Genomic DNA, 24918 nt, shown 5'->3' with positions numbered 1-24918 from the left:
GTGGAGCGGCTGCAAAAAGACCTGGCCCGGAACAAGGCCGCACTCGAGGTGATGGGAAAAGCTTCCGCGCTCTTGGAAATGATCTCCGAGAGCGCGGACTGAAGCGCGCGGCCGACCCCGTCGTGGACACCGCGTTCACCGGCGTCGAGGTCCAGTTGGGCATCACAGCCGCGTGCCGGCTGACCGGCCGCTCCAGGGCCACCCACTACCGCAGGCTCAAACCCCCAGCGCCCCGCACACCCGGCTCCCACGCCCAGGTGCAGCCGTCGGCGCTGACGGGTGAAGAGCGTGCAGGGGTACTGGAGTTGATGAACAGCGCCGAGTATGCGGAGCTGCCGCCCGCGCAGATCTGGGCCCGTGAGCTGGACGCGGGCCGCTATCACTGCTCGGTCTCCACGATGTACCGGATCCTGCGCGAGCACGGGCAGTCCGGCGAGCGCCGCCGTCAGGCCACCCACCCGGCCAAGACGGTGCCCGAACTGGTCGCCACCGCCCCGTCGCAGGTCTTCACCTGGGACATCACCAAGGTGGCCGGACCGGCCAAGGGCATCTGGTACCACGCCTACGTCGTCATCGACATCTTCAGCCGCTACATCGTCGGCCACACCGTGGAGCGAGCCGAATCAGCGGAGCGCGCCGAGGAGTTGATCCGGGAGACCATCGAACGCAACGGCATCGTGCCCGAGGCGGTCCACGCCGACCGCGGCACCTCCATGACGTCCAAGAAGGTCTCCCAGCTGCTGATCGACCTCGGTGTCACCCGCAGCCACTCGCGGCCGAAAGTCTCCAACGACAATCCCTACAGCGAGGCCCAGTTCAAGACCACCAAGTACATGGCCGACTTTCCCGAACGATTCGACTCCCTGGCGCACGCCCGCGAATGGTTCGACGCCTTCACCTCGTACTACAACCATGAACACCGGCACTCGGGCATCGGCTGGCACACACCCGCCAGCGTCCACTTCGGCACCGCCGACGAGGTCCGCGACCAAAGGGCCGTCACGCTCGCCACGGCATACGCCCGCCACCCCGAACGATTCAGCCGCCGCCCCACACCGCCCGAGATACCTCAGAAGGCGTGGATCAACGACCCCGCCAAGCGTAGGGAACCGACACCACAGATCTCATAGCATCACAAACGTCTCACTGGACTTGAAATCTTCCGCAACGCAGGGCGGGCGTCGGGCCTTGCCCCGCCGACGGGACCCTCCCCCGACTGAGCCTGCCAACCGCCTACCCCGCCTGGGCACCTCCCGCGCCCCTGGCCGACGAGGACGCGGCACCCGGCGCGGAGCGGGGGCGGAGCAGCCTCGGCAGCGTCAGGGCGCCCGGTCCGAAGAAGACCAGGAGAAGGAAGCCCCAGCAGAACAGCGCCGGGGACAGGCCGCCGTTCTGCAGGGGGAAGAGACCGTCCTTCTGGTGTTCGGTGAAGTAGGCGAAGGCCATGGCTCCCGAGCTGAGGAGCGCCGCGCCGCGGGTCGTGACTCCAAGGAGAATGAGGGCTCCGCAGACCAACTCGATCACGCCGGCGTACCAGAACGGCCAGTCACCCGTGGGGCTGGCCTGCCGGTCCAGTACGCCGAAAAGTGTGGCGGCGCCCTCGCTGGTGAACAGCAGACCGAGGACGATCCGGAACAAACCCAGAACGAGTGGCTGGTGGCTGGAGAGCCGGTCGCTCAGGCGGGTGGTGCTCATCGCTGCGTACTCCTTGCACGATCGGTGCGACGCGAAGGGACCGCGCGGACGAGCGGCGGTCTGTTCTTCTTTACGCGCGCGGTGCTCCGATGGTTCAGCAGACCCCGCCCCCGGCCGAAACCGGCTGTTGCAAGGAGCGAGAAGTCTGGACCACGTCGTCACCATGCCCCATTATGACGCTGTCATGACAGCCTGTGGCGTGCGATGACGACGGGGAAGGTGACCGTGCGCGGTTCCTTGGCCAAGGTAGTTCTCACCACCGTCCTCCTGCTGGCGCCTTTGGCGCCCGGCCCCGCGGTCGCGGTCCCGCAAGCAACCGCCTCCGGTACGGAAGTCACCTCCGCGGAGGACTGGACAGCGCCGCTCAGCACGCGCGGCCGCTGGATCGTCGATGCGGACGGTGACCGGTTCAGACTGCGGTCCGGCAATTGGCACGGTGCCAGCGGCACCTGGAACGGCACCGGCAGTGTGGAGGAGAACGCCAGCCACCACGCCGGGGAGAACTCCGGCCGGATACCGCTCGGACTCGACCGTGCCCCCATGACCGAGATCATCGCCGGCTTCCAGGAGATCGGGATCAACAGCGTCCGGCTCCCCTTCTCCAACGAAATGATCCACGACACCCGGCCCGTCACAGACGACTCAGTCGCCGCCAACCCCGCCCTCAGGGGGAGGACCCCGCTCCAGGTCTACGACACCGTCGTACGCGCACTCACCGACTCCGGCCTCGCGGTGATCCTCAACAACCACACCAACACCACCCGCTGGTGCTGCGGAGTCGACGGCAACGAGCGTTGGAACGCGAGCCAGTCCACGGAGACATGGGAGAACGACTGGCTCTTCATGGCCGCCCGTTACCAGAAGAACAAGCGCGTCGTCGGCGCGGATCTCTACAACGAGGTCCGCCGCACCGTCTGGGACGACCCCAACTGGGGCCTCGGCGACCACCATGACTGGTTCACCGCCTCCCAGCGTGTCGGCGACCGCATCCTCACCGAGGCCAATCCCGACCTCCTCGTCATCGTCGAGGGCATCAACTGGACCGGCATCCCCGTCGACGGGTTCGCGCACGGACGCCCCACTCTGGAACCCGCACGCGCGCTTTCACACACCCTCGTGGACTCGGGCAAACTCGTGTACTCCGCCCACTTCTACGGGTACACCGGCCCGAATCACAGTGGCGCCACCGGAATCGGCGAGACCAGCGACCCCCGCTACCAGGACCTCTCTCCCAGTGAACTGATCGCCGTGTTGGACCGCCAGGCGTTCTTCGTCACCGCCGAACAGGACCGGCACTTCACCGCTCCCGTCTGGATCAGCGAGTTCGGTGTCGGCGGGCGGGAGGAGACGGGCGCCGTACAGCGAGCATGGTTCGAGAACTTCGTCGACCATCTGATCCGCACGGACGCCGACTTCGCGTACTGGCCGCTCGTCGGCTGGCACGAGAACCGCCGGGGCAACGGCTGGGCCCTGCTGCACTGGGATTCCGCGGGTCACCGCATGGGTGTCCACGACGGTGACGACTGGCGGGCCGGGGCGTGGACCCGGCTGGTGGAGAGCGACGGCCGCTCCGGACATGTGGCCCCCGTGTCCAGCTGGTCGATGCTCAGCCCCGATCACGCCGACTTTGTCGCCTCCCGCCGGATGCGCGCGCTGCCCGACTGGGACCCCGGCGCACGCAAGGGCGCATGCCCCGACGGGGAGCGCCTTCTCGGCCTCAGTCACACGGGCAACCGGGGGCTGTGCTCCGACGTGAGCGCCGGACAGCTGTGGGACCCGGCCGGTGGGCACGAAGTGGTCAAGGACGAACGGCATGTCGCGCCGGGCGGTGACTGGGCGTCCGGCTACACCAAACTGCAGTGTCCCGCAGGCCACTTCCTCACCGGCTACAGCGTCCGAGGTGCCGCCGTCTCGGCCGCCCTGTGCGCGGAGGCCTCGCCCGGTGGGGTCACCGGCACGAGCGGTCGCACGGTCTGGTTCGACCGGAGCGACAACCGGGGGGCTTCCCCCCAGGGCGGCGACTTCGGAAGGGGTCACTACAAGGGTCAGTGCGCGAACGACGAGTACGCTGCCGGCATCGCCTTCACAGGCCGCATCGGCTCCTCACGCACCCCGGACGCCCTCTACTGCCGCAAGCTCGCCTGATGTGCCGGCCTCGTGCGGAGCGGGGTCCCGGAATTCATCAGCTTGGAGCACAGGCCGTGGACCACCGGTGTCACGGAGGGACTGCTGGAGAAGTTCCGCGTCGTGTCGCGGGACGCACGGAACCGGGTGATCACTGACGGCGACGAGGCGCCCCTGACGTACCTGAAGGCCAGGTACACGTAGCTCGTCTCCGCGCTGGAGCAGTCGAACTGCAACCGGGAGCTGTATCGCCCCGGACCCCCTCCGCACCCACCGTGAACGGCCCTGACCTCGCACAGATTCGCATAATGGAACAAAATGGGCGGAAGATGCGGCGGCCTCGTGGGAAGGCGCGGTGATGCGCGACAACACCGAGAACGATGAGGGACCCGTCGAGCAGGCGGACGCGTACGAGGCACTCGACGCCGAGGACACCGACGAGTACGCCGCGCGTGAGGCGTACGAGGAAGAGCCCGAGCCCTACGCCGAGGAGTACGCGGACACGGTCGGCGGGCGGGCGGCGGCCGGCGCCCACCCCGACGTCTTCCTCGATGTCCCCGTCCTGAAGGTCGACGAGATCGACCTGGATGTCGAGAACCTGCGCGCTCACGTCTCGCTGCAAGCCGAGGTGCTGGACCTGCTGAAGCTGAATGTGGGCGCCGACGTCGTGCTCGGCCGGGTGCACCTGGGCATCTCGGGGGTGGAGGCGCAGGCGCAGCTCAAGGTACGTCTTGACAATGTGGCGCTGATCATCGACCGCGTGCTCACCACACTCGACCGCAACCCTGAGCTGCTGCGGGAGCTGGCACGGGGAGTGGGCTCTGCCGTGCAGGACATTGGGGGCGGAGCCCGTCAGGCCGTGGGTGAACTGGGCACGGGTGCCGGAACGGCTGTGCGGGACGTGGGCCGGGGTGCCGGGTCCGCGGTTCAGGACGTGGGTAGGGGTGCCGGAACGGCTGTGCGGGACGTGGGCCATGGTGTCGGCTCGGTGGCGGAGGATGTCGGCCGTGGAGCGGGCGAGGCTGTGCAGGAGGTGGGCGGTGGCGCCGCGCGCGCGGCGGAGGATGTCGGAGCCGAGGCGAGCCAGGCCCTCGGACGGGCCGGCGAGGAGGTGGGCGGCGTCACCGGGGGTGTGGCCGGCCAGGCTGCGGGAGTGACGGAAGCGGCAGGCCGAACGGCGGGGAAGGGTGCCGGCGCCGTCGCGGATGCCCCGCCCGTCGCGGATGCCCCGCCGGTCGCGGATGCCCCGCCGGTCGCGGATGCCCCGCCGGTCGCGGATGCCCCGCCGGTCGCGGATGCCCCGCCCGTCGCAGGCGTAGCCGTGAGCGGAACCGAGCCGGCCGGACGCAGAACGTCACGCAAGACCGCGGACCCGGACCGGAGCAGGGCCACCCGTGGCCAGGCCGGCACCCGCCCGCGCCGAGCACGTGCCGAGGACGGGAAGCCGGCCCCGCGGCCCGCTCGGCGTCGCACCGTCGAGGAGCGGGAGGAGCCGCCCTGAACGAGAGCCGCGAAAATGCGGGACCCGGCGTGGGACATTCAGTTCGGGTCGACGGTCCACGCCGAGCGGCTTCGTTTCACCGCCGAACCGAGGACATCCGTCCGCTTTCCCGGCGCCGGGGAGCGTGAGGCGACGAGCCACAGCTACCGCACCCACCTTCCCGACAGGGTTTCCCCCGGTCAGGAGTATCGAGACGTCACCGTCACCTACCGCCTCGCGACCCGGCTGACCGGGGACCCGGAGGACGCGGGAAGCGGCGCCGACGGCACGGCCGGGTGACGAAGCCGCGACACGGCCACCGCCCGGCCGTTCGCATATCGACGCCCTGCCCGGGACGCTTCGGTGCTCGCACGTGTTCGTACTCTGATGGCCAACAGAACTCCGCTGCCCGTTGGGTCCTTTCGCCTGGGACGCAGGAGGTTTCCTGATCAGCTGGATGGCCTCTTCGCGAAGGCGCCCCGCGACGGATTGAATGGGCACCGGCACGGCTCGGCGGGCTGCCGGTCACACCGTCGGTGACAGCGGAATCCGAGTTGGCCCGCTGCGGTGTTCGTCATCTGTGCGAGCAGCACGGAAACGTTCGTTCACGCCGTCCCACGGCAGCCCCCGGTGCCCACCGGATCGGCGCAGCGATGTGCCGGGGACGGATGCCTGCCGTCTCACACCGCGCCCGCTTCATGCGCGCCCACAGATGACCGGAACCGGATCCGCTCCCCTCGGCACCGTCGCCGGGCATGCTGACGCCCGCAGGGGCGAGGCCGCCGCGGAGATCTCACAGCGCACGGGTGCCGCCCCGCCGTCCCCCTACCGGGGTCGCCGTGCACGACCGTCCGGCCTCCGAGGGTCCGGCCTCCGAGGCTCCGGCCTCCGAGGCTCCGGCACGACGACGCCGGCACTTTGTCTCAGGCGAGGAAGAAGATGAGGGATCGTGCGCGAAAGGGGTTACGCGATCGGGCGCGGCCCGCTAACTTCCTTGAAATGAACCGGTCATGAGCCCGTTCGGGGTGAACGACCGGTGCCCTACGGCGCGACGGCGCGCGCCCAGACTCCTCACGGCAGGTCCCCGGACCGCCGTACCCCCCATATCCAGGAGATTTCTGTGCGCACGAGATCGCTGGGACACAGACGTATCCGCACGCTGCTGACGGCCATGGCCTGCGCGTTGGGCCTGGCGCTGCCCGTGGGCCCCGCTGCCGCCGCCCCCTCGGCCACCCCGGAGGGCCCGCGTGGCGCGGCCGCGGCGGCCGAAGACTTCCAACAGGTCACCCTCGCCAAGGGCGTCGCCGAAATGGGTGAACCCATGACACTGGCCGTCCTGCCGGACCGCTCGGTGCTGCACACCTCGCGCGACGGCACACTGCGACGCACCGATGCGGCCGGCACCACCACCGTGGCGGGGAGACTGGACGTCTACAGCCACGACGAGGAAGGCTTGCAGGGCGTCGCAGTCGACCCGGCCTTCTCCTCCAACCGCTTCGTCTACCTCTACTACGCTCCCCCGCTGGACACCCCGGCCGGCGACGCACCCACCGACGGAACGGCCTCCGACTTCACCCCGTTCGACGGCGTCAACCGGCTGTCGCGGTTCGTCCTGAGAGCCGACGGAACACTGGACCGGGGCAGTGAGAAGAAGATCCTCGACGTGCCCGCCTCCCGTGGTCTGTGCTGTCACGTCGGCGGCGACATCGACTTCGACGCGGCAGGCAACCTCTACCTGTCGACGGGCGACGACACCAACCCCTTCGCCTCGGACGGCTACACCCCCATCGACGAACGCGCCTCGCGCAATCCCGCCTACGACGCCCAGCGTTCCTCGGGCAACACCAATGACCTGCGCGGCAAGATCCTGCGGATCAAGGTGAACGCCGACGCGACGTACAGCATCCCGGCGGGCAACCTCTTCACGCCGGGCACCGCCAGGACCCGGCCCGAGATCTACGCGATGGGCTTCCGCAACCCCTTCCGGATGAGCGTGGACAAGGCCACGGGTACCGTCTACGTCGGTGACTACGGCCCCGACGCGGGCACGGCCAACGCCTCCCGCGGCCCAGCCGGACAGGTCGAGTTCAACCGGATCACCAGGGCCGGCAACTACGGCTGGCCGTACTGCACCGGCAAGAACAACGCATACGTCGACCACGACTTCGCGGGCGGCAGCTCGGGCTCGGCCTTCAACTGCGCGGCGCCGAGGAACACGTCGCCGCGCAACACCGGCCTGACCGAACTGCCCCCCGCCCAGCCCGCCTGGATCCCCTACGACGGCGGTTCCGTCCCCGAGTTCGGCAACGGATCCGAGTCACCCATGGGCGGACCCGTCTACCGCTACGACGCCGGCTCCTCCTCCGAGGTGAAATTCCCGGCCGAGTACGACGGCGACTTCTTCGCCGGCGAGTTCGGCCGCCGCTGGATCAAACGGATCGAGGCCGGCGGCGACGGAACCGTGCAGTCCATCAACTCCTTTCCCTGGACCGGCACCCAGGTGATGGACATGGCCTTCGGTCCGGACGGCGCCCTGTACGTCCTCGACTACGGCACGGGCTACTTCAACGGCGACGCCAACTCGGCCCTGTACCGCATCGAGCATGTGACCGGCGGGCGCGCCCCGGTGGCCCAGGCCAAGGCCGACACCACCTCCGGCGCGGCTCCCCTCACCGTCACCTTCTCCTCGGCCGGCACCTCCGACCCCGACGGCGACGCGCTCACCCACGCCTGGGCCTTCGGCGACGGCGCCACCTCCACCGCCGCCGACCCGTCCCACACCTACACCGCCAACGGGCAGTACACGGCGACGCTGAAGGTCACCGACACCTCCGGCAAGTCCGCCACCGCCTCCGTGCAGATCACCGTCGGCAACACCGCCCCGACCGTACGGCTCGACACACCCGCCGACGGAGCCATCCACGACTTCGGCGCCGCCATCCCGTTCAAGGTGACGGTCACCGACCCGGAGGACGGCACGATCGACTGTGCCAGGGTGAAGGTCACCTTCATCATCGGTCACGACAGCCACGGGCATCCGCAGACCTCGGCCACCGGCTGCACCGGCACCCTGCAGACCCTGGCGGACGGCGAACACGACCCCAACGCCAACATCTTCGGCGTCATCGACGCCGAGTACACCGACAAGGGCGCGAACGGACAGCCCGCGCTCACCGCCCACGACCAGCACATCACCCAGCCCAGCCACCGTCAGGCCGAACACTACGGTGACTCCGCAGGCGTCCAGGTCATCAACCACACACCCGCGCACGGCGGCAAGACGGTCGGCGACATCCACAACGGAGACTGGATCTCCTTCACGCCCTACAGCCTCGACAACGCCACCGGTTTCACCGCCCGCGTCTCCTCCGGCGGCAGCGGCGGCACCCTCGAGGTCCGCGCCGGCTCCCCGGCCGGCACCCTGCTCGGCACGGCCACCGTGCCGGTCACCGGCGGCTGGGAGACCTTCCAGGACGTCACGGCGACCCTGGCCGGCCGGCCGGCCGCCACCACCACCCTGTACCTCGTCTTCAAGGGCGGCGGCGACGCCCTGTTCGACGTCGATGCGTTCTCCTTCACCACCTCCACCGGCACAGGCCCCCGCACGGGTGAGGTGAGGGGGGTGAACGGCAAGTGTCTGGATGTGGACAACGCGGGTACGGCGGACGGTACGGAGGTGCAGATCTGGACGTGCAACTCGACGGTGGCGCAGCGCTGGACGGTGGCCGATGACGGCACGCTGAGGGCGCTGGGCAAGTGTCTGGACCTCTCCGGTGGTGGGAGTGCCGACGGCACGAGGGTCCAGTTGTGGACGTGCAACGGTACGGGTGCGCAGAAGTGGGCGGCCCAGCCGGACGGTACGGTCCGCAATCCGCAGTCGGGCAAGTGCCTGGACGCCTCGGGCGGTACCTGGAACGACGGGACACCGGTCCACCTGTGGACCTGCCACACCGCCCCCAACCAGAAGTGGACCCTGCCGTAGAAAGGAGGCGACCCACGATGCGCACCCCTCTCAGGACAGCGCTCAGCCTGTGTGCCGGCGCCCTGCTCTGCCTGACCCCCCAGGCCGCCGCAGTGCCCGGCGCCGCACCGGCCCCCGATCATGTCACGCACGCCCCGCACCGCACGGCCGTCGCAGCGGCCGACCCGGCGTACAGGATCCTCGTCTTCTCCCGGACGGCGGGCTTCCGCCACTCCTCGATCGACGAGGGCATCGCGGCGCTGCGCGACCTCGGCGCGGCGAACAACTTCACCGTGACCGCCACCGAGGACCCCGGAGCCTTCACCACCGCCAATCTGGCCCAGTACCGGACCGTGGTGTTCCTTTCGACCACCGGCGACGTCCTGGACGCTGCCCAGCAGACGGCCTTCGAGCAGTACCTGGGCGCGGGTGGCGGTTACGCCGGTATCCACGCCGCCGCCGACACCGAATACGACTGGCCCTTCTACGAGGGCCTGGCCGGCGCGCTCTTCCAGTCCCACCCCGCCATCCAGCCCGCGACCGTCAAGGTCGAGGACCGGGCGCACGACGCCACCGCACACCTCGGCCGCACCTGGCAGCGCACCGACGAGTGGTACAACTACCGCACCAACCCCCGTACCACGGCCCACGTCCTGGCATCGCTGGACGAGTCCAGCTACTCCGGCGGCACCATGTCCGGCGACCACCCGATCGCGTGGTGCAAGGACTACGCCGGTGGCCGCGCCTTCTACACCGGCGGCGGCCACACCGAGGAGTCCTACGCCGACCCCGCCTTCCGCAGGCATCTGCTCGGAGGCATCCGCTGGGCCGCCGGCACCACCAAGGCCGACTGCCGCCCCGAGACCGGCTACACGCCGCTGTTCGACGGCACCTCCACGACCGGCTGGAAGCAGGCGGGTCCCGGCGGCTTCACCCTGGCCGACGGCTCCCTCACCTCGTACGGCGGGCTGGGCATGCTCTGGTACGACGCCAAGGAGTTCACCGGCGACTACTCGCTGAAGCTGGACTGGAAGCTGAACGGTGACGACAACTCCGGTGTCTTCATCGGATTCCCGGCGTCCGACGACCCGTGGTCGGCGGTGGACCACGGCTACGAGATCCAGATCGACGCCACCGACGCCGCCGACCGCACCACGGGAGCCGTGTACGGATTCCAGTCCGCAGCCCTGGCCGCCCGTGACGCCGCGCTGAATCCGCCGGGGGAGTGGAACACGTACGAACTCCGCGTCACCGGGGAGCGGCTCGAGATCTTCCTCAACGGCCGCAAGATCAACGACTTCACCAACACCGACCCGGCGCGCAGTCTCAAGCAGGGCCATGTCGGTCTGCAGAACCACGGTGACGGCGACGAGGCGTCCTTCCGCAACATCCGGATCACCCAGGCCGGATCTCCGTCCGATCCCCGCACGGGTGAGGTGAGGGGGGTGAACGGCAAGTGTCTGGATGTGGACAACGCGGGTACGGCGGACGGTACGGAGGTGCAGATCTGGACGTGCAACTCGACGGTGGCGCAGCGCTGGACGGTGGCCGATGACGGCACGCTGAGGGCGCTGGGCAAGTGTCTGGACCTCTCCGGTGGTGGGAGTGCCGACGGCACGAGGGTCCAGTTGTGGACGTGCAACGGTACGGGTGCGCAGAAGTGGGCGGCCCAGCCGGACGGTACGGTCCGCAATCCGCAGTCGGGCAAGTGCCTGGACGCCTCGGGCGGTACCTGGAACGACGGGACACCGGTCCACCTGTGGACCTGCCACACCGCCCCCAACCAGAAGTGGACCCTGCCCTGACGGCCGTCGCAGCGGCCTGCGCCCGTCCGTGGGCGCGTCAACGCCGGTGGGCGCCGGAGGCGCCGGCGCCCACCCGGATCGAGCAGGCGGCCTCGCTCCGCGAGTAGTGGTGGCCGACAGTGACAGAGGTGCGTGCGGCCACCCTCCAGTGGTTGCTGCGACGCTGTGTGCCCCTGTCGTCCGATCACGGCCGCACGCGCGCCGTGGTGCGGTCCCGCAGGTCGAAGAGGTGGCACACACCCCGTGCGTCAGAACGGCAGCTTCCCGCGTGCTCGCCGGCCCGCGGAACCGCTGCGGTTGACCGCGCGCGAACTGGACCGGAAGGGCTTGCTGAACAGGCGCCCGAACGGGCCCGGAGCCTTGGATCCGGCCCGGGAGCCGACGCCGAGGGTGCGTTGCGCGCCGTTCTGCGGGTGCCGCGAGAGGCGTGGGACGAGGAAGGCGAGGACAGCGATGACCACGCAGACTGCAATGATGCCAACGACCATCATGTGGGCCTCCTGACGAGGTGAGAGCGTCGTACCGGCTGGTGCGTGGGACAACACGTTCCCCGTTCTCCTTGCGGCACGCCGTCGCGGAGAGAACGAAGTGGGAGGGACTCAGACAGCGACCTGCGGCGCCGTGTGCGCGAAGGTGACCGCGAGGCATTCGCCCAGCGGTACGAGGAGTCCGCAGGTGCCGTGTACAACCACGGGCTGCGGCTGACCGGCGACTGGTCGACGGCCGAGGACATCATGTCCGAGACGTTCCTGGCGGCGTGGCGCAACCGCGCCGGTGTGCGGGAGGAGGGCGGCACACTGCTGCCGTGGTTGCTGGGCAGCCCGCCCTGCGCGTGCGGGAACGCCGGCGCTGCGCGCCGTCGGGCTCCCGGGAAACACCCGGGGGCCCGCTGTCACGAGCGCCGCCGCTCCGCTGCGAAGCAGGATCCGCAGCGGAGCCCACGGGCAGCGGAACAGCCGATGCCGCCCGGTGAACGGTCGGCGAAAACCCTTTGCCCGGGGTTTCGTTGTGCGGTGGACGCACCATAGCGTCCCCGGCATGTCTGACGTTTCCCGCCGTAAGGTCCTCGGCACTCTCGCCGGTGGGGCCGCGCTCTCCTTGCTGCCTCCGTCGCTGCACGAGGCGATGGCCGCGCCGATGCCGCGCGGCGGCCTGCGCGCCATCGAGCATGTGATCGTCCTGATGCAGGAGAACCGCTCCTTCGACCACTACTTCGGAACCCTGAAGGGCGTGCGCGGTTTCGGCGACCGTACGCCGCTGCGTCTGCCCTCGGGGGCCGGCGTCTTCGAGCAGCCACGGTCCGAAGGCGGTGCCGTCCTGCCGTTCTCGGCCCGCCGGGCGGCGGTCGACGCGGGCCGCCCGGAAAGCGACATCCAGTACCTGGGCGCGCTCGCGCACGGCTTCCGTGACGCCAACCAGGCCCGCGCGAACGGCTGGTGGAACGACTGGGTGGCCGCCAAGACCCAGAGCACCATGGCTTTCTACGACCGGCGCGACATTCCGCTCCAGTACGAACTGGCCGACCGTTTCACGATCTGCGACTCCTACTTCTGCTCGGTCTACGGCTCGACCAACCCCAACCGCAACTACCTGTGGACGGGCACCACCGGCTACGAACCGGACGGTGGCGGGCGGGCCGTCACCAACGCCGCGTACGACCACGATCACGCCGGCTACACCTGGACGACGTACCCCGAACGCCTGGAGGCCGCCGGAGTCTCCTGGCAGATCTACCAGGAGTGGGACAACTTCACCGACAACGCGGTGGAGTACTTCCGGCCCTGGAAGGAGATCGGCCGGAAGATCCTCTCCAGGGTCGGCGGCCGGTACTCGACCACCGAGCAGTTCTACGACAGCCTCCTGCGCAAGAGCCCGGAGCAGCGCAGGGCCGAGCTGGCCGAGTTCCAGCGGGGTGTCGACGCGCTGACGGAGGCCGAGCGCCGGCTGTTCCTGCGCGGCGCACACCGCTCCGAGCCGGACACGCTCGTTCAGCGGATCAGGTCCGACATCGACAAGGGCACTCTGCCCCGGGTCAGTTGGGTTGTCCCGACGGCGGCGCTCTCCGAGCATCCCAGCACCTCCACTCCCGTCGGCAGCGCCAATCTGGTCTACGACCTCCTCGACGCCATCGCAAGTGACCCGAAGACCTGGTCGAAGACGGTGCTGTTCATCAACTTCGACGAGAACGACGGCTACTTCGACCACGTGCCGGCACCGGTGGCGCCACGGCCGGCCTCCGGCAACGACGACGACTGGTCCGACGGCAGCCCGGTCGGTCCCGGCCCGCGCGTGCCGATGACGGTCGTGTCGCCCTGGACCGTGGGCGGCTTCGTCAGCTCACAGGCGTTCGACCACACCTCGGTCATCCGGTTCCTGGAGCAGTGGACCGGTGTCCACGAGCCCAATATCAGCGCCTGGCGCCGCAGCGTGTTCGGAGACCTCACCTCCGCCTTCGACTTCCACCGGGCCCACCGGCAGCCCGAGGTCGAGCAGCCCGGTCCGGTGCCGGCGCCGGTCGGCCGCTGGAACCCCGTACCGCCGAAGAACCAGTCGCTCCCCGTGCAGGAGCCCGGCACCCGGCGGACGCGCACCTCCCCGTACCGGCTGTCCCTGCGCCCCCACGCCACCCGCACCGCCGTCCGCCTCCACCTGGGCAACGACGGGTCCACCGGTGCCTGGTTCACCGCCTACCCCGGCGACGGCACCGCCCCGCACACCTGGACGGTCCCCGCGCGCGGAAGAGCCGACCACACGGTCGAACACGGCGACGACGGCTACGACCTCCAGGTGCACGGTCCCGGCTGGTCCGTATGGGAGCTGCGGGGCACCGGTGTGGGCGCCGAGGCGTATCTCGACGAGCAGCCGGCCGCCGGTCACGTGCGGATCGTGTGCTCCAACCCCTCCTCCACCACCCGCAGACTCCTCGTCGGTGAGTCGGTCCACTCCCGCGGGCAGGGCGACCGGGTGCACACCGTCACCCTCAGGCCCGGCTCGTCCCGGACGGTGCGGCTGCGCCCGGGGGACCACGGCTGGTACGACATCGTGGTCGTCGACCGGGACGACCCGGTCTTCCTGCGGCGTATGACCGGCCGCCTGGCCCTCGACGGACCCGGTGTCACCGACCCGGCGACCGGCATACCCCCCGCGCTGGCCGCGACCATCGGCCTGCCCGAGCCCCTGCCTTCCCTGGACACGCCTTTCACCCAGGGCAACCCGACCGATGTCGTCGTCACCCTGCACAACCGGAGCCACGACCGGCTCGGCGACCTGCTCGCCGACTTGACCGCCCCGTCCGGCTGGACGGTCGAACGGACCGGTAGGCCCCCCGGAGCGCTCGCCGCCGGCGCCTCGGCGGACGTGCGCTTCACGGTCACCCCCTCCCGCGACGCCACCGCGGGCCGGCTGGTCGTCGCCGCGCACGCCCGGGGTGCCGGACTGCTCAGGCTCGCCGACGCACGCGTACTCACCGAGGTCACCCCCGCTCTGACCGTTACGCTCAGCGGTCCGGCGAGCTCACCCGGCACCGACGGCGCCGTCCTGTCCCCGGGCAGACCCGCCACCGTGAGTGCGTCCGTCACCAACGCCGGCAGCACACCGCTCACCCGCCTGACTGCCACCCCGGCCCTCCCCGAGGGCTGGAGGGCCACAGTCCGGGGCGTCGCGCCGACGTCACTTCCGGCGCGCTCGAACGTGACCCTGGCCTGGGACGTCGTCGCACCCGTCACGGCGCCGCGCGTGTCCGCAACCCTCGAGGCGACCGTCACGGCGGAGCAGAGCGGCAGTGTCACGGAGGTGTACGCGTCCCTGCCCGTCAGGACCGGCCCCGTCATGACCGGCCACCTCCTCGCGGAGGACTTCGAGTCCGCCGCCCGCGTGCTCGCCCCGGCCGCCGATCTCGGCCGCCCGGGTCTGCTCGGCTGGACCCGGGCCATCCCCGAGGGCTGGACGGTCACCAACGCGCCGGACATGCCTCGGGGTACGCGGGAACTGCAGGGCTGGACGCTCATGTCCAAGCAGTTCTGGTTCCCCGCCGGGCAGAACCGCGCCCGCTTCACGCGGGCTCTCGGCGTCGTAGCCGTCGCCGACCCCGACGACTGGGACGACACCGGCGGTCCGTCGGGCCGGGGCCGGTTCGACTCGACCCTGACCAGCCCGGCGGTTGACATCCCGCCCGGCACCTCCACCCTGCACCTGGGCTTCGACTCCCACTACCGGCAGGAGAGCCCTCAGGAAGCCGAGGTCATCGTCGAGTTCGACTCCGGCGACAAGACACGGCTGCTCCACTACAGCAGTGCCGGATCCGGCAACACCAACCACGGCCGGGACCAGGAGAACCACCTCGTCCGGCTCTCCTGCCCCGTCCCGGCAGCGGCCCGTTCGGCCAAGGTGTCCTTCCGCCTCTTCAACGCGGGCAACAACTGGTACTGGGCGATCGACAACATCCGTCTGGGCGTTGCTCCGATCGCCGACGCCTGACGGCTCGGCACCGCCGGGAACGCGCGTCGGGCGGCAACGGGCGTCCCGGTGCGCCACGGCCCGGTCCCAGACGAAGGAGGTGAACAACCCTCTCACCGGCAGACGCGGCCGACGACCGCAGTGTCGCCGGCTGAACCGCAGAATCCCTCACCGCTGCCGGTGAAATCCCCGACAGTGCCGACAGCACCGGGGACCCGGCAGGGAGGGTTCCGGTGCAGCGGGTGCCCGCCCCTTGCCGATGGCCCGCGCAGGTCGCCCGACGGCTCCACCACGCTTCAGCCCGGTGGCGGCCGCGTCACCGTCCCGGCCGCCCCTGCCCGGCAGGGACGCCCCTTCGCGGTCGCGGGGGAGGTCCGCCGGCCAGTCCGGCCGCGGTCAGTGTGAGGTGCTGGGCCGGCAAGTCGCTCGCGGTGCCGGCGGCGTGGGCCGGTGCGGCCTCCTTCAGCCGGCGGTGGCGTCCCCGCCGGGGGCGTGCCGTGCCGGCCTGCGGCGCGCCGGCTCGCTCGCGGTCCTCATCCGATCGGAGGTCACCATCGGCACGGGGTTGCCACACCCTTCCAGCAGGGTGCGGTGGAAGGGCCCGGTGGGCTTCGGCCTCTGCCTAACCGTGGCTACGAGGTGCCGCGGAACCGAAGCCGGCGGACCCCACCGCCTCTCAGGCCGGTTGCCAGATCGGGGCAAGCACCAACGGGGCGAGCGAGGATCTGGCCGGGGTGGCCCTGTCCCGCCAGGCGTCCCTCGCGGAGCAGGATGCAGGCGTCGGCCGAGCGGGCGGCGTCCAGATCGTGTGGTGTGGACGACGGTCACGCCGTCGGTGAGCAGGTTCGTCAGCAGCCTCGCGCTGCGTTCCCTCGCTTCGGGGTCCAGCCCGGTGGTCGGCTCGTCCAGCAGGAGCAGGTCCCGTTCCTGGGCGAATCCTTGAGCGATCAGTGCGCGCTGTCTCTGTCCACCGGACAGCTCGCCCAGTTGCCGCGTGGCCGGGTCGGCGATGCCCAGGCGGTCCATGGCCGTATCGAACGAACTCTCGGGCACCGTGGGCGGCAACTGACCGCCGCCCGGCTCGGCAGAACCACCTCGCACCCGGCCCGTTCGCCCGTTCCGGCCGGGCGCTGCCGACCGTGCACCACTGCGCTGGACGCGTTCAGCGCGGCGTCACCCAGCCCGGCGTCCAGGTTCCGGCCGTGTCATGACCGGCCGCTGTGGCGGTGAGGTGGGCGCGGAGGGTGCCCAGCGCCGGGTGGGGGTTGTCACGGTGGTGGAGGAGCGAGTGCGGGTAGACGGGGGTCGGGTCGGTGACCGGGATACGGCGCAGGTCGTGACCGGCGGGCCAGATGAGACGGGTGTGCTCACCCATGAAGGTGGCCAGGGCCGGGGTGTCGGCGACGGTGTCGAGGAGCGCGTCGGAACCGAAGTTGGGGCCGGTGGCTTCGATGGTGAGGCCGAACTCGGCGACGAGGTCGTCGTAGTAGGCGGCCCACTCGGTTCCGGGGACGATGCCGGGCATCCAGATCCGGTGCCCGGCGAGCTGGGCGACGGTCACCGACCGGGCCCCGGCCAGCGCGTGGGCGGGGCCGGTGAGGAGCTGGAGCGGCTCGTCGAGCACCCGGACCGACTCGATGTCCTCGGGAAAGGGCCGACCGGGCGCGGCGACGGCGCGGAAGGTCGCGTCGATCACACCCGACCGGAGGGCGGCGACGGCCGTCTCGATCTCGAAGAGCATCACCACGTCGAGGTCGATCTCGGGGTACGCACGGTGGAAGCCGCGCATCAGACCCGACTGCGCGCCGCGCGATGCGATCACGTCGACGCGCAGCGGACGGCGGCCGGGGCGCACGGACGCTTCCGCGCGTTCGGCGACACGCAGCAGTTCGTGCGCGTGGGGCAGGAATGCCTGCCCGTCGATGGTGAGTTCGGCGCCGCGGGCGGTTCGGGTGAACAGTCTCACGCCGAGGCTGCGTTCCAGCGCGGCGATGCGCTTGGAGACAGCCTGCTGGGTGACCGCCAGCTCGGCGGCGGCCTCCTGGAACCGCCCCGCGCCGGCGGCGGCGACGAACGTCCGGACGGTGTCGAGATCCACGCCCATACCTTAGGGCCACAACCGATGGTTGTGGCATGGGGTCCTCCCGGTTGTTTGATCCCTGGTCAGGGCGTTCGCTTTGATTGCTCCGATCGCTGAACGGTTGTGCGGGTGGGTGACGAGGGGGCCGGACTTGAGAAGTGAGTACCGGCTGGGGCGGCAGTTCGGGTGGCTGTGGGCAGCGCACGGGGCCGGCGGGCTCGGCACATGGCTCGCCTTCGGGGCGTTCCCCTTGATCGCCATTCAGGTGCTGCACGCCGGACCGGCCGAGGTCGCCGCACTGTCCAGTGCGGGAGCCGCCGTGGGCGCGGCCGCGGCGGTGCCGCTCGGCCCGTGGGTGGAGTTCCGCCGCAAGCGGCAGGTGCTCGTCGCGACGGACCTGGTGAGGTTCGCGGCGCTGCTGACGATCCCCGTCGCGTTCGCGCTCGACGCCCTCACCTTCCTCCACCTCCTGCTGGTCTCGGCCGCCGTCGCCGCAGCCGACATCACCTTCCGCGCCGCCTCCGGCGCCTACCTGAAAACGCTGCTGCCGGCCGGGGAACTGCTCGTCGCCAACGCCCGGTTGGAGTCCACAGCCTGGACGATCACGATCGTCGGGCCACCGCTGGGCGGCGCGGCGATCGGACTCCTCGGTCCGGTCGCGACGGTGGTGGCCCATGCGGCCGGCTACCTGCTGTCGGCGGTGGGCATCCGCGCGACGGGCGGGGGAGAGCCGCGGCCCGAGCGCCGGAAGGCCGGCCGCATGCGGGCCGGGGACCTGCTCGACGGCTGGCGGTACATCCTCGCCGACGCGGTGCTGCGCCGGCTGTTCTTCAACACCACCCTGTTCAACAGCCTGGTGATGGCCACCTCGCCCCTGCTGGCCGTCCTGATGCTGGGCCGACTCGGCTTTCCGCCATGGCAGTACGGTCTCGCCTTCGCCGCGCCCGCGGTCGGCGGGCTGCTCGGATCGCGCCTGGCCCGGCCCCTCACCGCCCGGTTCGGACAGCACCGAGTCCTGGTCGCTGCCGGGTCGCTGCGCGCCCTGTGGCCCATCGGTCTGGCCTTCCCGGGGCCGGGCGCCGGGGGACTGCTGCTGGTGATCGGCGTCGAGTTCGGGCTCATCCTCTGCTGCGGTGTCTTCAACCCCGTCTGCGCCACCTACCGCCTCCAACGCACGGTGCCCGACCGGGTCTCCCGCACACTGACAGCCTGGACGGTGACGAGCAGAGCCACCACCGCGCTCCTGACAGCCGCCTGGGGCGTGTGGGGCAGCCTGCTCGGCCCCCGCGCGGCCATCGCACTGGCCGGCGTGCTCCTGCTGGCGACCCCACTGCTGCTCCGCCCCCGCGCGGCAGCCCTTCCCTCCGAGCCGAATCCGCCACGCAGCCGCGACTGACCCCCCGCTACGGCCGTCACCACGACCGGCTCACGGCTCCCACCGCCGGGCGTTGCGACAGGCTGTGCCACCGTGCCCCGGTCGGCCGTACGAGTATCCGGACGGGTGCGGTCTCCCCCCGTCCGGCGTAAGGAGACGGCGCCCGGCATGCCGTTGCCCCGACGCATGACGTAACAGTCTCCCTATGACATGCAGCAGAATCTTTCACGCGGCTCCCAAAGGCGGCGCGCCCAGGAGCCGGATCCGCACCGCCCTGGTGGTTCTGGTTGCCGCGGCCGCCCTCGGCACGGCCACCTCGGCGGTGGCCTCGCCGTCGATCTCCCCCGCAGCCGACTGGGACGCCATCGCCGCGTGCGAATCCGGCGGCAACTGGCAGACGAACACCGGCAACGGCCATTACGGCGGGCTGCAGTTCACGCAGTCGAGCTGGGCAACGGCCGGCGGGCTCAAGTACGCCCCCCGCGCGGACCTGGCCACCCGCGCGGAACAGATCGCCGTGGCCGAGCGCCTGGCCCGTATCCAGGGGATGTCGGCCTGGTCCTGCGCCTGAACTCTCCACCCCGCCGTACCGTACCGGGGTTCCGGCTCCGCCGGCGGAGTCATGGGTGAGTTTCGTTTCGGACGGTCGCTCCGGCGATCCGGCGCCGCTCTCCGCCCAGGATGCGGGACGTCGGGCGTGGACCGGCGACCTCCGTCCGAGCCTCGAGCACCCGGGGCCCGTACGGCAGAGCAGCCCGAGCGATGGTGAAACCACCGCCCGGTGAGCAGGGCAGCAACGCCCACAGGAACCACGAGCGGCGGCTGGAGGCGAAGAACGACGGGCAGGCGGTTCAGCTTCCCTGCAGGGCAGGTCCCGCAAGGGCCTTGCTGTGCTGAGCGGCCGTCAGCCGGCGCACGAACAGGATGGCCAGGACCGCGGCGACCATGTCGAAGCCGGCGCCGGCCATCACCAGCCCCGCGGCATCGTGGACCGCGTCCACGTCCTGGGCCCTCGAGTACGCCTTGGACGCGTACCGGTCGAAGACAGCCGCCCAGACCCACGTGCCCCACCAGGCGTTGAGCAGCCCGAGGTGCCGCACCGTACCGGCGTAGGGATTGCTCTGGCCGGCCCGCAGCACGTCGGCGGCGATGCCGCGTGGAATCCAGAGGTTGCCGATCGGGATGAACCAGGCACCGATCGCCCATCCCGCGGTCCTGCGCTGCGTGTCCGGCGCGAAGACCTCCGCGTTCTGGCGGACCCGGTGGAACCAGATGATGAAGACCGCGGCGGTCGCCAGCAAGGCGACGAGGTACAGCACACTGGAACCGGCCATCGCGTAGTCGGCCCGGCTCGCCTCACCCTCGTCGAAGTCGATCGTGCCGCCCGAGGCGACTTTACTCATCAGCGACCGCATGTTGAGCGAGGCCGCGACGATCAGCAGATCGACGACGATGACGACGCCGAGCAGCGCGGTCACGGCATAGGAGAGCCCTACCGGTGAGCGCAGCACACGACCGGGCGCGGGCATCGACGGTACGGGCACGGGCATCGGCGCATGCGTCATGAGGGAACCCCCCTGAAGACAGTGGAAGTGCGGCGCGCCCCCCAGGGCGCCGCGGTGAGCGACCGCAAGCGAACGATCGGCCTCCGGACCCTATCCCATCGGCTCCAGGACCGTGCCGCCTGCGACGACGGCCGCCCCGGTGCTGCGGGCTCGGGTCTCTCCCCCGGGGGAGGGCTCAGGGTGGTGGACATGAACAGCAGTGATCTCGACTGACGTACCGCCATGGTGGCGGGCGGCAGCAAGGGAGCCGGGCCGACGACGGCACGGCGGCTTCGGGAGGCCGGGGCGAGGGGCGTCAGCCTTGCCCGTACGTCATCGGGGGCGGCCGACGCCCACTGCGTGCAGGCTGACCCGAGCACCCCCGAGGGCGTGGCGACGTCGGCCGCGACCGCGGCCGAGCTCGTCGGCGTACCGGACGTCCTGGTGCACGCCGCGGGCGGCTCCCGGGCCCCGGCCGGAGGGTACGCGGTTCTCCACGACGAGTGGTGCACGCGGGAGCCGCCCCACCGGCGGAGCACGCCACCACGCGCATGCGCCCCCGCAACCACCCGCTGCAGCCCGGCAGTCCGTCGGGTGTCACCGCGCGGAAAGCCGCATCACCCGACAGCGGTCCCTTCGAGCTCGACCAACTGGCCGGGGATCGCCAGCCGTGTCACCCCGAGCATCGTGGTGGCCGGTGCCACCCCGGCCGCGCCCAGCCGCGAGGCCAGCACGCCGTAGTGCGGGAACAGCAGATCGACGTCGGTGGTGTAGACGTTGACCCGGACGAGGTTGGCGAGGGACATGCCGGCCTCGCCGAGCACCGCCTCCAGGTTGTCGATGCTCAATGCCAACTGCGCGGCCATGTCACCGTCATGCTGGGGCTCGCCGTCGCCGTTCATCGCGGTCTGTCCGGAGCAGTACAGCGTCCGGGTGTGACCGGAGACGATCTCACCCTGGTTGAATCCCCTCTCCACCGACCACGTCACCGGGTTGACTGCCGTTCGTTCCACTGTCACATCAGCTCCAATGCATTCATGACGAGCACGGACGTCCCTCGGCGCGGCAGCCGCGCTCGCCGCGCCTCGGTGCTGATGAGCCTTCCAACTATTCACGACATCCTTGGTCATGTATTCGCTAGCATTCTGGAATGCGTGCCGATCGGCTGGTTTCGCTGGTGCTGCTGCTGCGGCAGCGCGGTCGGCTGACCGCGGACACACTCGCCCGTGAGCTGGAGGTCTCGACCCGCACCGTGCTGCGCGACATCGAGGCGCTCTCCGCAGCCGGTGTCCCGGTCCATGCCGAACGCGGCCGGCACGGCGGGTTCGCGTTGCTGCCGGGTTTCCGGACCGAACTGACCGGACTGAACCATGACGAGGCCCTCGCCGTACTGACCGCCGGATCGGCGCGCGGCGAGCAGGTCTTCGGCCTCGGCGCGGCGCTCGCTTCGGCCATGCGCAAGGTGGTCGACGCCCTGCCCGAAAGTCATCGGACCATCGCGAGCGACGCCGCCCGGCGATTTCTCGTCGAGCCGGAAACCGACCTGCTGTCGCGCCGGCCGGTCATCGAAGAAGTGCCCGGCACGACCATGACCGAGATCCGGCGCGCGGTGCTCACCGGCCACAGACTGCGCCTCCACTACGCGGCCGCGGACCAGACACCACGGTGGCGCACGGTGGACCCGATCGGCCTGGTCACCGTACGCGACAGGGGCTACTTGCTGGCCACGCGATCCGGCGAGGACCGCACCTACCGGCTGTCGCGTGTGCTGGCGGCCGAGGAACTCCCCGAACCGGCACAACGGCTGAACCGGGTCGATCTGGACCGTGTCTGGCGGGAACGCTGCGCGCAGTTCCTGTCCAGCGGCCATATCGCCGTGCTGGTACGGGTGCGCCCGGATCGGCGAGGGGATCTGCTGAGCACCGCGGTAGCCGTCCGCTCCGCAGAGTCCGACGCGAACGGATGGCTGCGGCTGGAGGCGACGTTCCAGGATCTACGGCATGCCGAGTGGGCGCTGTGGCAACTCGGCACGGACGCGGAAGCCTTGGCCCCGGAGTCGCTGCGCACCATCCTGCGAGACCGCGCCGCAGCGATCGCCGTCCAGTACGCGGACCCGTCCTGAGAGCCCGTCCCGGTCAGCGCCGCGGATGTCCGAGTTCCGTGAACGTATCGCCGCCCGGAGAGGTGCGGCCCTGACGGCGTGGCCGGGCGGCCTGCCGGAGAGAGGCGGACAATCGCAGAGTATGGGCATCTGGGGCAAGAGGGACGACATGGTGGTCCACGAACGGCAGCCGTTCAACGCCGAACCACCCCCCTCCGCGCTGGCCGGCGCTCTGACCACGCCCGTCGACGCGTTCTACAGCCGCAACCACGGACCGCTCCCCGACCTGGACCCCCGGGAATGGCGGCTCGAGGTGGGCGGCCTGGTGGCCAGGCCCCTGCGCTTGTCGCTGGAGGACCTGCGGAACCGCTTCGACGAGGTCGAGGTGACGGTGACCCTTCAGTGTGCGGGCAACCGCCGGGCCGGCCTGAACGCCGTGCGTGACATCCCCGGCGAGGCACCGTGGGGTCCGGGCGGCATCTCGACCGCCCGTTTCCGCGGAGTACGGCTGGCCGATGTCCTGGCCCACGCCGGCGTGGAACCGCAGGCAGCGCACATCGCCTTCCACGCCCCGGACATCTGCTCGTCGGCCGATCCGCCCCAGCCCTTCGAAGGCTCCATCCCACTCGGCAAAGCCCTCGCGCCGGAGGTCCTGCTGGCCCTGACCATGAACGACGTCCCGCTGCCCCGCGTCCACGGAGCTCCGCTGCGTGCTGTGGTACCCGGCTGGATCGGTGCCCGCAGCGTCAAATGGCTGACCGGGGTCACCGCGCGGACCGCACCGTCGGACGGCTACTTCCAGACCGCGGCATACCGTCTGCTGCCCGCCGACGCGGACCCCGACCAGGCCGGCACCGACAGGGGTATCGGACTCGGCCCGATCGCCCTGAACTGCGACATCCTGTCCCCGGACGACGGTGCCCGGCTGCCTCACGGCCCGGTGGAGATCACCGGATACGCACTGACGGGCGAGGGACGTACGGTCGCCCGGGTCGACGTCTCGGCGGACGGAGGCCGCACCTGGACCCGCGCGGACGTGGGCAGGGCTGACGGACCATGGGTGTGGCAGCACTGGAGCACCACCGTGGATCTGCCCGTCGGCGAGGTGGAGGTCGTCGCCCGGGCGTGGGACTCCGCCGGTGCGGCCATGCCCGAGTCACCCGCTCCCTTGTGGAACCCCAAGGGCTACGCCAACAACTCCTGGGCCCGCCTCCGTCTGCAAGGCCGCTGACGCGTCGACGGCAGGCAGACCGACCGGTGCGTCGCGGGTCGGGTCGGGTCGGGTCGATGAGGATCGCGGCACGGGGCCCGCCTGCCGGGCCCCGGCGACCGGAACCGGCGATCTTTCACCTCACGGTTTCCGGGTACCCGACGTCCGGCACACGCACAGGAGGCCGGCCCGCTCGGCGCGGTCGGCCCCGCCGAAGTACGGATCAGGAGGAATCGATGAGCACGGTCAAGGAAGCGGTCGACGTGGATGTCCCGCTCCGCAGGGCGTACGACCAGTGGACGCAGTTCGAGGACTTCCCGCGCTTCATGGAGGGCGTCGACGAGGTCAGGCAGCTCGACGAGCGCCACAACCACTGGATCACCAGTATCGGTGGGGTGCGGCGCGAGTTCGACACCGAGATCGTCGACCAGCTCGTGGACGACCGGATCACCTGGCGGTCGGTCGACGGTGAGACCCGGCAGCGCGGCTCGGTCAGGTTCGAGCCGCTGGACGACACGCGTACCCGCGTGGAACTCACGATGGAGGTCGAGCCGACCGGCGTCGCCGAGAAGGGGGCCGACGCCCTCGGCCTGATCGATCGGCGGGTCAAGGGCGACCTGGGCCGTTTCAAGGAGTACGTGGAGAGCAGCGGCAGCACCGGCGGCTGGCGGGGACGCATCCGGCCGGAGAACCCGGGCACCGGCCACTGACAACGCGGCGGACTCACAGAGCCGCAGCGCGCAGCAGCACGGCGACACCCCAGGGGGCACCGCCCGGTCGGTGCGGTGCCCCCTGACCGGGCTCCCCTGCCGGCACAACGTGCGGGAGCCCGGTTCCGTGCGGTGCGAAGTCGCCAGGTCAGGCCGGCAGTGCCGCACGGGGGCCTGGAGCGCACGCGGCGTCACCGCGACCGGCCCGGCGTCGAGCGGGTCCTGGACGCGGATGCCGCGCTCACGGATGATCAGGCAGCTTCATCAGATTCCTCCGTGGATACGCCGCCCTTCAGGGCGGTGAGGAAACGGACTCCTGCGGAGCAGGTTAGGGAGCGGGGTTTCGCCGCCAAGGCGAAAGGTCGTGCTCTGACCAGC

19 protein-coding genes and 1 pseudogene are annotated in these 24918 nt (G+C 70.8%); 14 read left to right on the top strand and 6 right to left on the bottom strand.

Features of this window, described 5'->3' with window-relative positions:
• The first annotated feature begins 122 nt into the window (after positions 1-122).
• Positions 123-1130, top strand: a complete 1008-nt coding sequence (locus ACZ5C2_RS37625) for an IS3 family transposase (RefSeq protein WP_468801317.1) — start codon at positions 123-125, stop codon at positions 1128-1130.
• Positions 1131-1233: 103 nt separating this feature from the next.
• Here ACZ5C2_RS37625 and ACZ5C2_RS37620 read toward each other — a convergent pair whose 3' ends face one another.
• Positions 1234-1695 (bottom strand): DoxX family protein, encoded by a 462-nt coding sequence (locus ACZ5C2_RS37620; protein WP_468801315.1) that lies wholly within the window; start codon positions 1693-1695, stop codon positions 1234-1236.
• A 204-nt stretch (positions 1696-1899) separates the two neighbouring features.
• On the opposite strand from ACZ5C2_RS37620, the gene ACZ5C2_RS37615 reads away from it, so the two are divergent.
• The 6 genes from ACZ5C2_RS37615 (at position 1900) to ACZ5C2_RS37590 (ending at position 11065) form a co-directional block, all read left to right on the top strand.
• On the top strand, positions 1900-3840 hold the full coding sequence (locus tag ACZ5C2_RS37615; RefSeq protein ID WP_468801313.1) for a glycoside hydrolase family 5 protein: 1941 nt from the start codon (positions 1900-1902) through the stop codon (positions 3838-3840).
• Between the two features lie 42 nt (positions 3841-3882).
• Positions 3883-4023: a hypothetical protein gene (locus ACZ5C2_RS37610; RefSeq protein ID WP_468801311.1), complete on the top strand. Its 141-nt coding sequence runs from the start codon at positions 3883-3885 to the stop codon at positions 4021-4023.
• Between the two features lie 154 nt (positions 4024-4177).
• The gene (locus ACZ5C2_RS37605; RefSeq protein WP_468801309.1) at positions 4178-5320 is read left to right on the top strand and encodes a hypothetical protein; all 1143 of its coding nucleotides are present in this window, start codon (positions 4178-4180) and stop codon (positions 5318-5320) included.
• Positions 5321-5335: 15 nt separating this feature from the next.
• On the top strand, positions 5336-5599 hold the full coding sequence (locus ACZ5C2_RS37600) for a hypothetical protein (RefSeq protein WP_468801307.1): 264 nt from the start codon (positions 5336-5338) through the stop codon (positions 5597-5599).
• Between the two features lie 871 nt (positions 5600-6470).
• Positions 6471-9281 (top strand): lectin, encoded by a 2811-nt coding sequence (locus tag ACZ5C2_RS37595; RefSeq protein WP_468801319.1) that lies wholly within the window; start codon positions 6471-6473, stop codon positions 9279-9281.
• 17 nt (positions 9282-9298) lie between these two features.
• Positions 9299-11065 (top strand): lectin, encoded by a 1767-nt coding sequence (locus tag ACZ5C2_RS37590; protein WP_468801305.1) that lies wholly within the window; start codon positions 9299-9301, stop codon positions 11063-11065.
• 248 nt (positions 11066-11313) lie between these two features.
• Here the strand turns inward: ACZ5C2_RS37590 and ACZ5C2_RS37585 are convergent, their stop codons facing one another.
• On the bottom strand, positions 11314-11556 hold the full coding sequence (locus ACZ5C2_RS37585) for a DUF6411 family protein (protein WP_468801303.1): 243 nt from the start codon (positions 11554-11556) through the stop codon (positions 11314-11316).
• Between the two features lie 42 nt (positions 11557-11598).
• Between ACZ5C2_RS37585 and ACZ5C2_RS37580 the strand changes: the two genes are divergently transcribed.
• Together ACZ5C2_RS37580 and ACZ5C2_RS37575 are read left to right on the top strand one after the other, a co-directional pair.
• The gene (locus ACZ5C2_RS37580) at positions 11599-12093 is read left to right on the top strand and encodes an RNA polymerase sigma factor (RefSeq protein WP_468801301.1); all 495 of its coding nucleotides are present in this window, start codon (positions 11599-11601) and stop codon (positions 12091-12093) included.
• Between the two features lie 10 nt (positions 12094-12103).
• Positions 12104-15541, top strand: a complete 3438-nt coding sequence (locus ACZ5C2_RS37575; RefSeq protein ID WP_468801299.1) for a phosphocholine-specific phospholipase C — start codon at positions 12104-12106, stop codon at positions 15539-15541.
• Positions 15542-16196: 655 nt separating this feature from the next.
• Here the strand turns inward: ACZ5C2_RS37575 and ACZ5C2_RS37570 are convergent.
• Both ACZ5C2_RS37570 and ACZ5C2_RS37565 read right to left on the bottom strand, forming a co-directional pair.
• Positions 16197-16555, bottom strand: a pseudogene (locus tag ACZ5C2_RS37570) (ATP-binding cassette domain-containing protein); the annotation flags it as partial.
• Between the two features lie 127 nt (positions 16556-16682).
• On the bottom strand, positions 16683-17618 hold the full coding sequence (locus ACZ5C2_RS37565) for a LysR family transcriptional regulator (RefSeq protein WP_468801297.1): 936 nt from the start codon (positions 17616-17618) through the stop codon (positions 16683-16685).
• A gap of 133 nt (positions 17619-17751) precedes the next feature.
• On the opposite strand from ACZ5C2_RS37565, the gene ACZ5C2_RS37560 reads away from it, so the two are divergent.
• Both ACZ5C2_RS37560 and ACZ5C2_RS37555 read left to right on the top strand, forming a co-directional pair.
• Positions 17752-18996 (top strand): MFS transporter, encoded by a 1245-nt coding sequence (locus ACZ5C2_RS37560; RefSeq protein ID WP_468801295.1) that lies wholly within the window; start codon positions 17752-17754, stop codon positions 18994-18996.
• 184 nt (positions 18997-19180) lie between these two features.
• Positions 19181-19546 (top strand): transglycosylase family protein, encoded by a 366-nt coding sequence (locus ACZ5C2_RS37555; protein WP_468801293.1) that lies wholly within the window; start codon positions 19181-19183, stop codon positions 19544-19546.
• Between the two features lie 280 nt (positions 19547-19826).
• Here the strand turns inward: ACZ5C2_RS37555 and ACZ5C2_RS37550 are convergent, their stop codons facing one another.
• Positions 19827-20540: a DUF4328 domain-containing protein gene (locus ACZ5C2_RS37550; protein WP_468801291.1), complete on the bottom strand. Its 714-nt coding sequence runs from the start codon at positions 20538-20540 to the stop codon at positions 19827-19829.
• Between the two features lie 596 nt (positions 20541-21136).
• Positions 21137-21532: a RidA family protein gene (locus ACZ5C2_RS37545; protein ID WP_468801289.1), complete on the bottom strand. Its 396-nt coding sequence runs from the start codon at positions 21530-21532 to the stop codon at positions 21137-21139.
• A gap of 137 nt (positions 21533-21669) precedes the next feature.
• On the opposite strand from ACZ5C2_RS37545, the gene ACZ5C2_RS37540 reads away from it, so the two are divergent.
• The 3 genes from ACZ5C2_RS37540 to ACZ5C2_RS37530 all read left to right on the top strand — a co-directional run bounded on the left by ACZ5C2_RS37540 (position 21670) and on the right by ACZ5C2_RS37530 (position 24540).
• A complete protein-coding gene (locus tag ACZ5C2_RS37540) occupies positions 21670-22641 on the top strand; it encodes a helix-turn-helix transcriptional regulator (protein WP_468801287.1) in 972 nt (323 codons plus the stop codon).
• 121 nt (positions 22642-22762) lie between these two features.
• Positions 22763-23851 (top strand): sulfite oxidase, encoded by a 1089-nt coding sequence (locus tag ACZ5C2_RS37535; RefSeq protein ID WP_468801285.1) that lies wholly within the window; start codon positions 22763-22765, stop codon positions 23849-23851.
• Between the two features lie 215 nt (positions 23852-24066).
• Positions 24067-24540, top strand: coding sequence for an SRPBCC family protein (locus tag ACZ5C2_RS37530; protein ID WP_468801283.1), 474 nt, complete (start codon positions 24067-24069; stop codon positions 24538-24540).
• Positions 24541-24918: the final 378 nt, after the last annotated feature.

It is taken from the genome of Streptomyces sp. NPDC031365, from assembly GCF_055569765.1.
The sequence above is the reverse complement of the archived record's forward strand: the minus strand, read 5'-3'. Positions and strand labels throughout refer to the sequence as shown.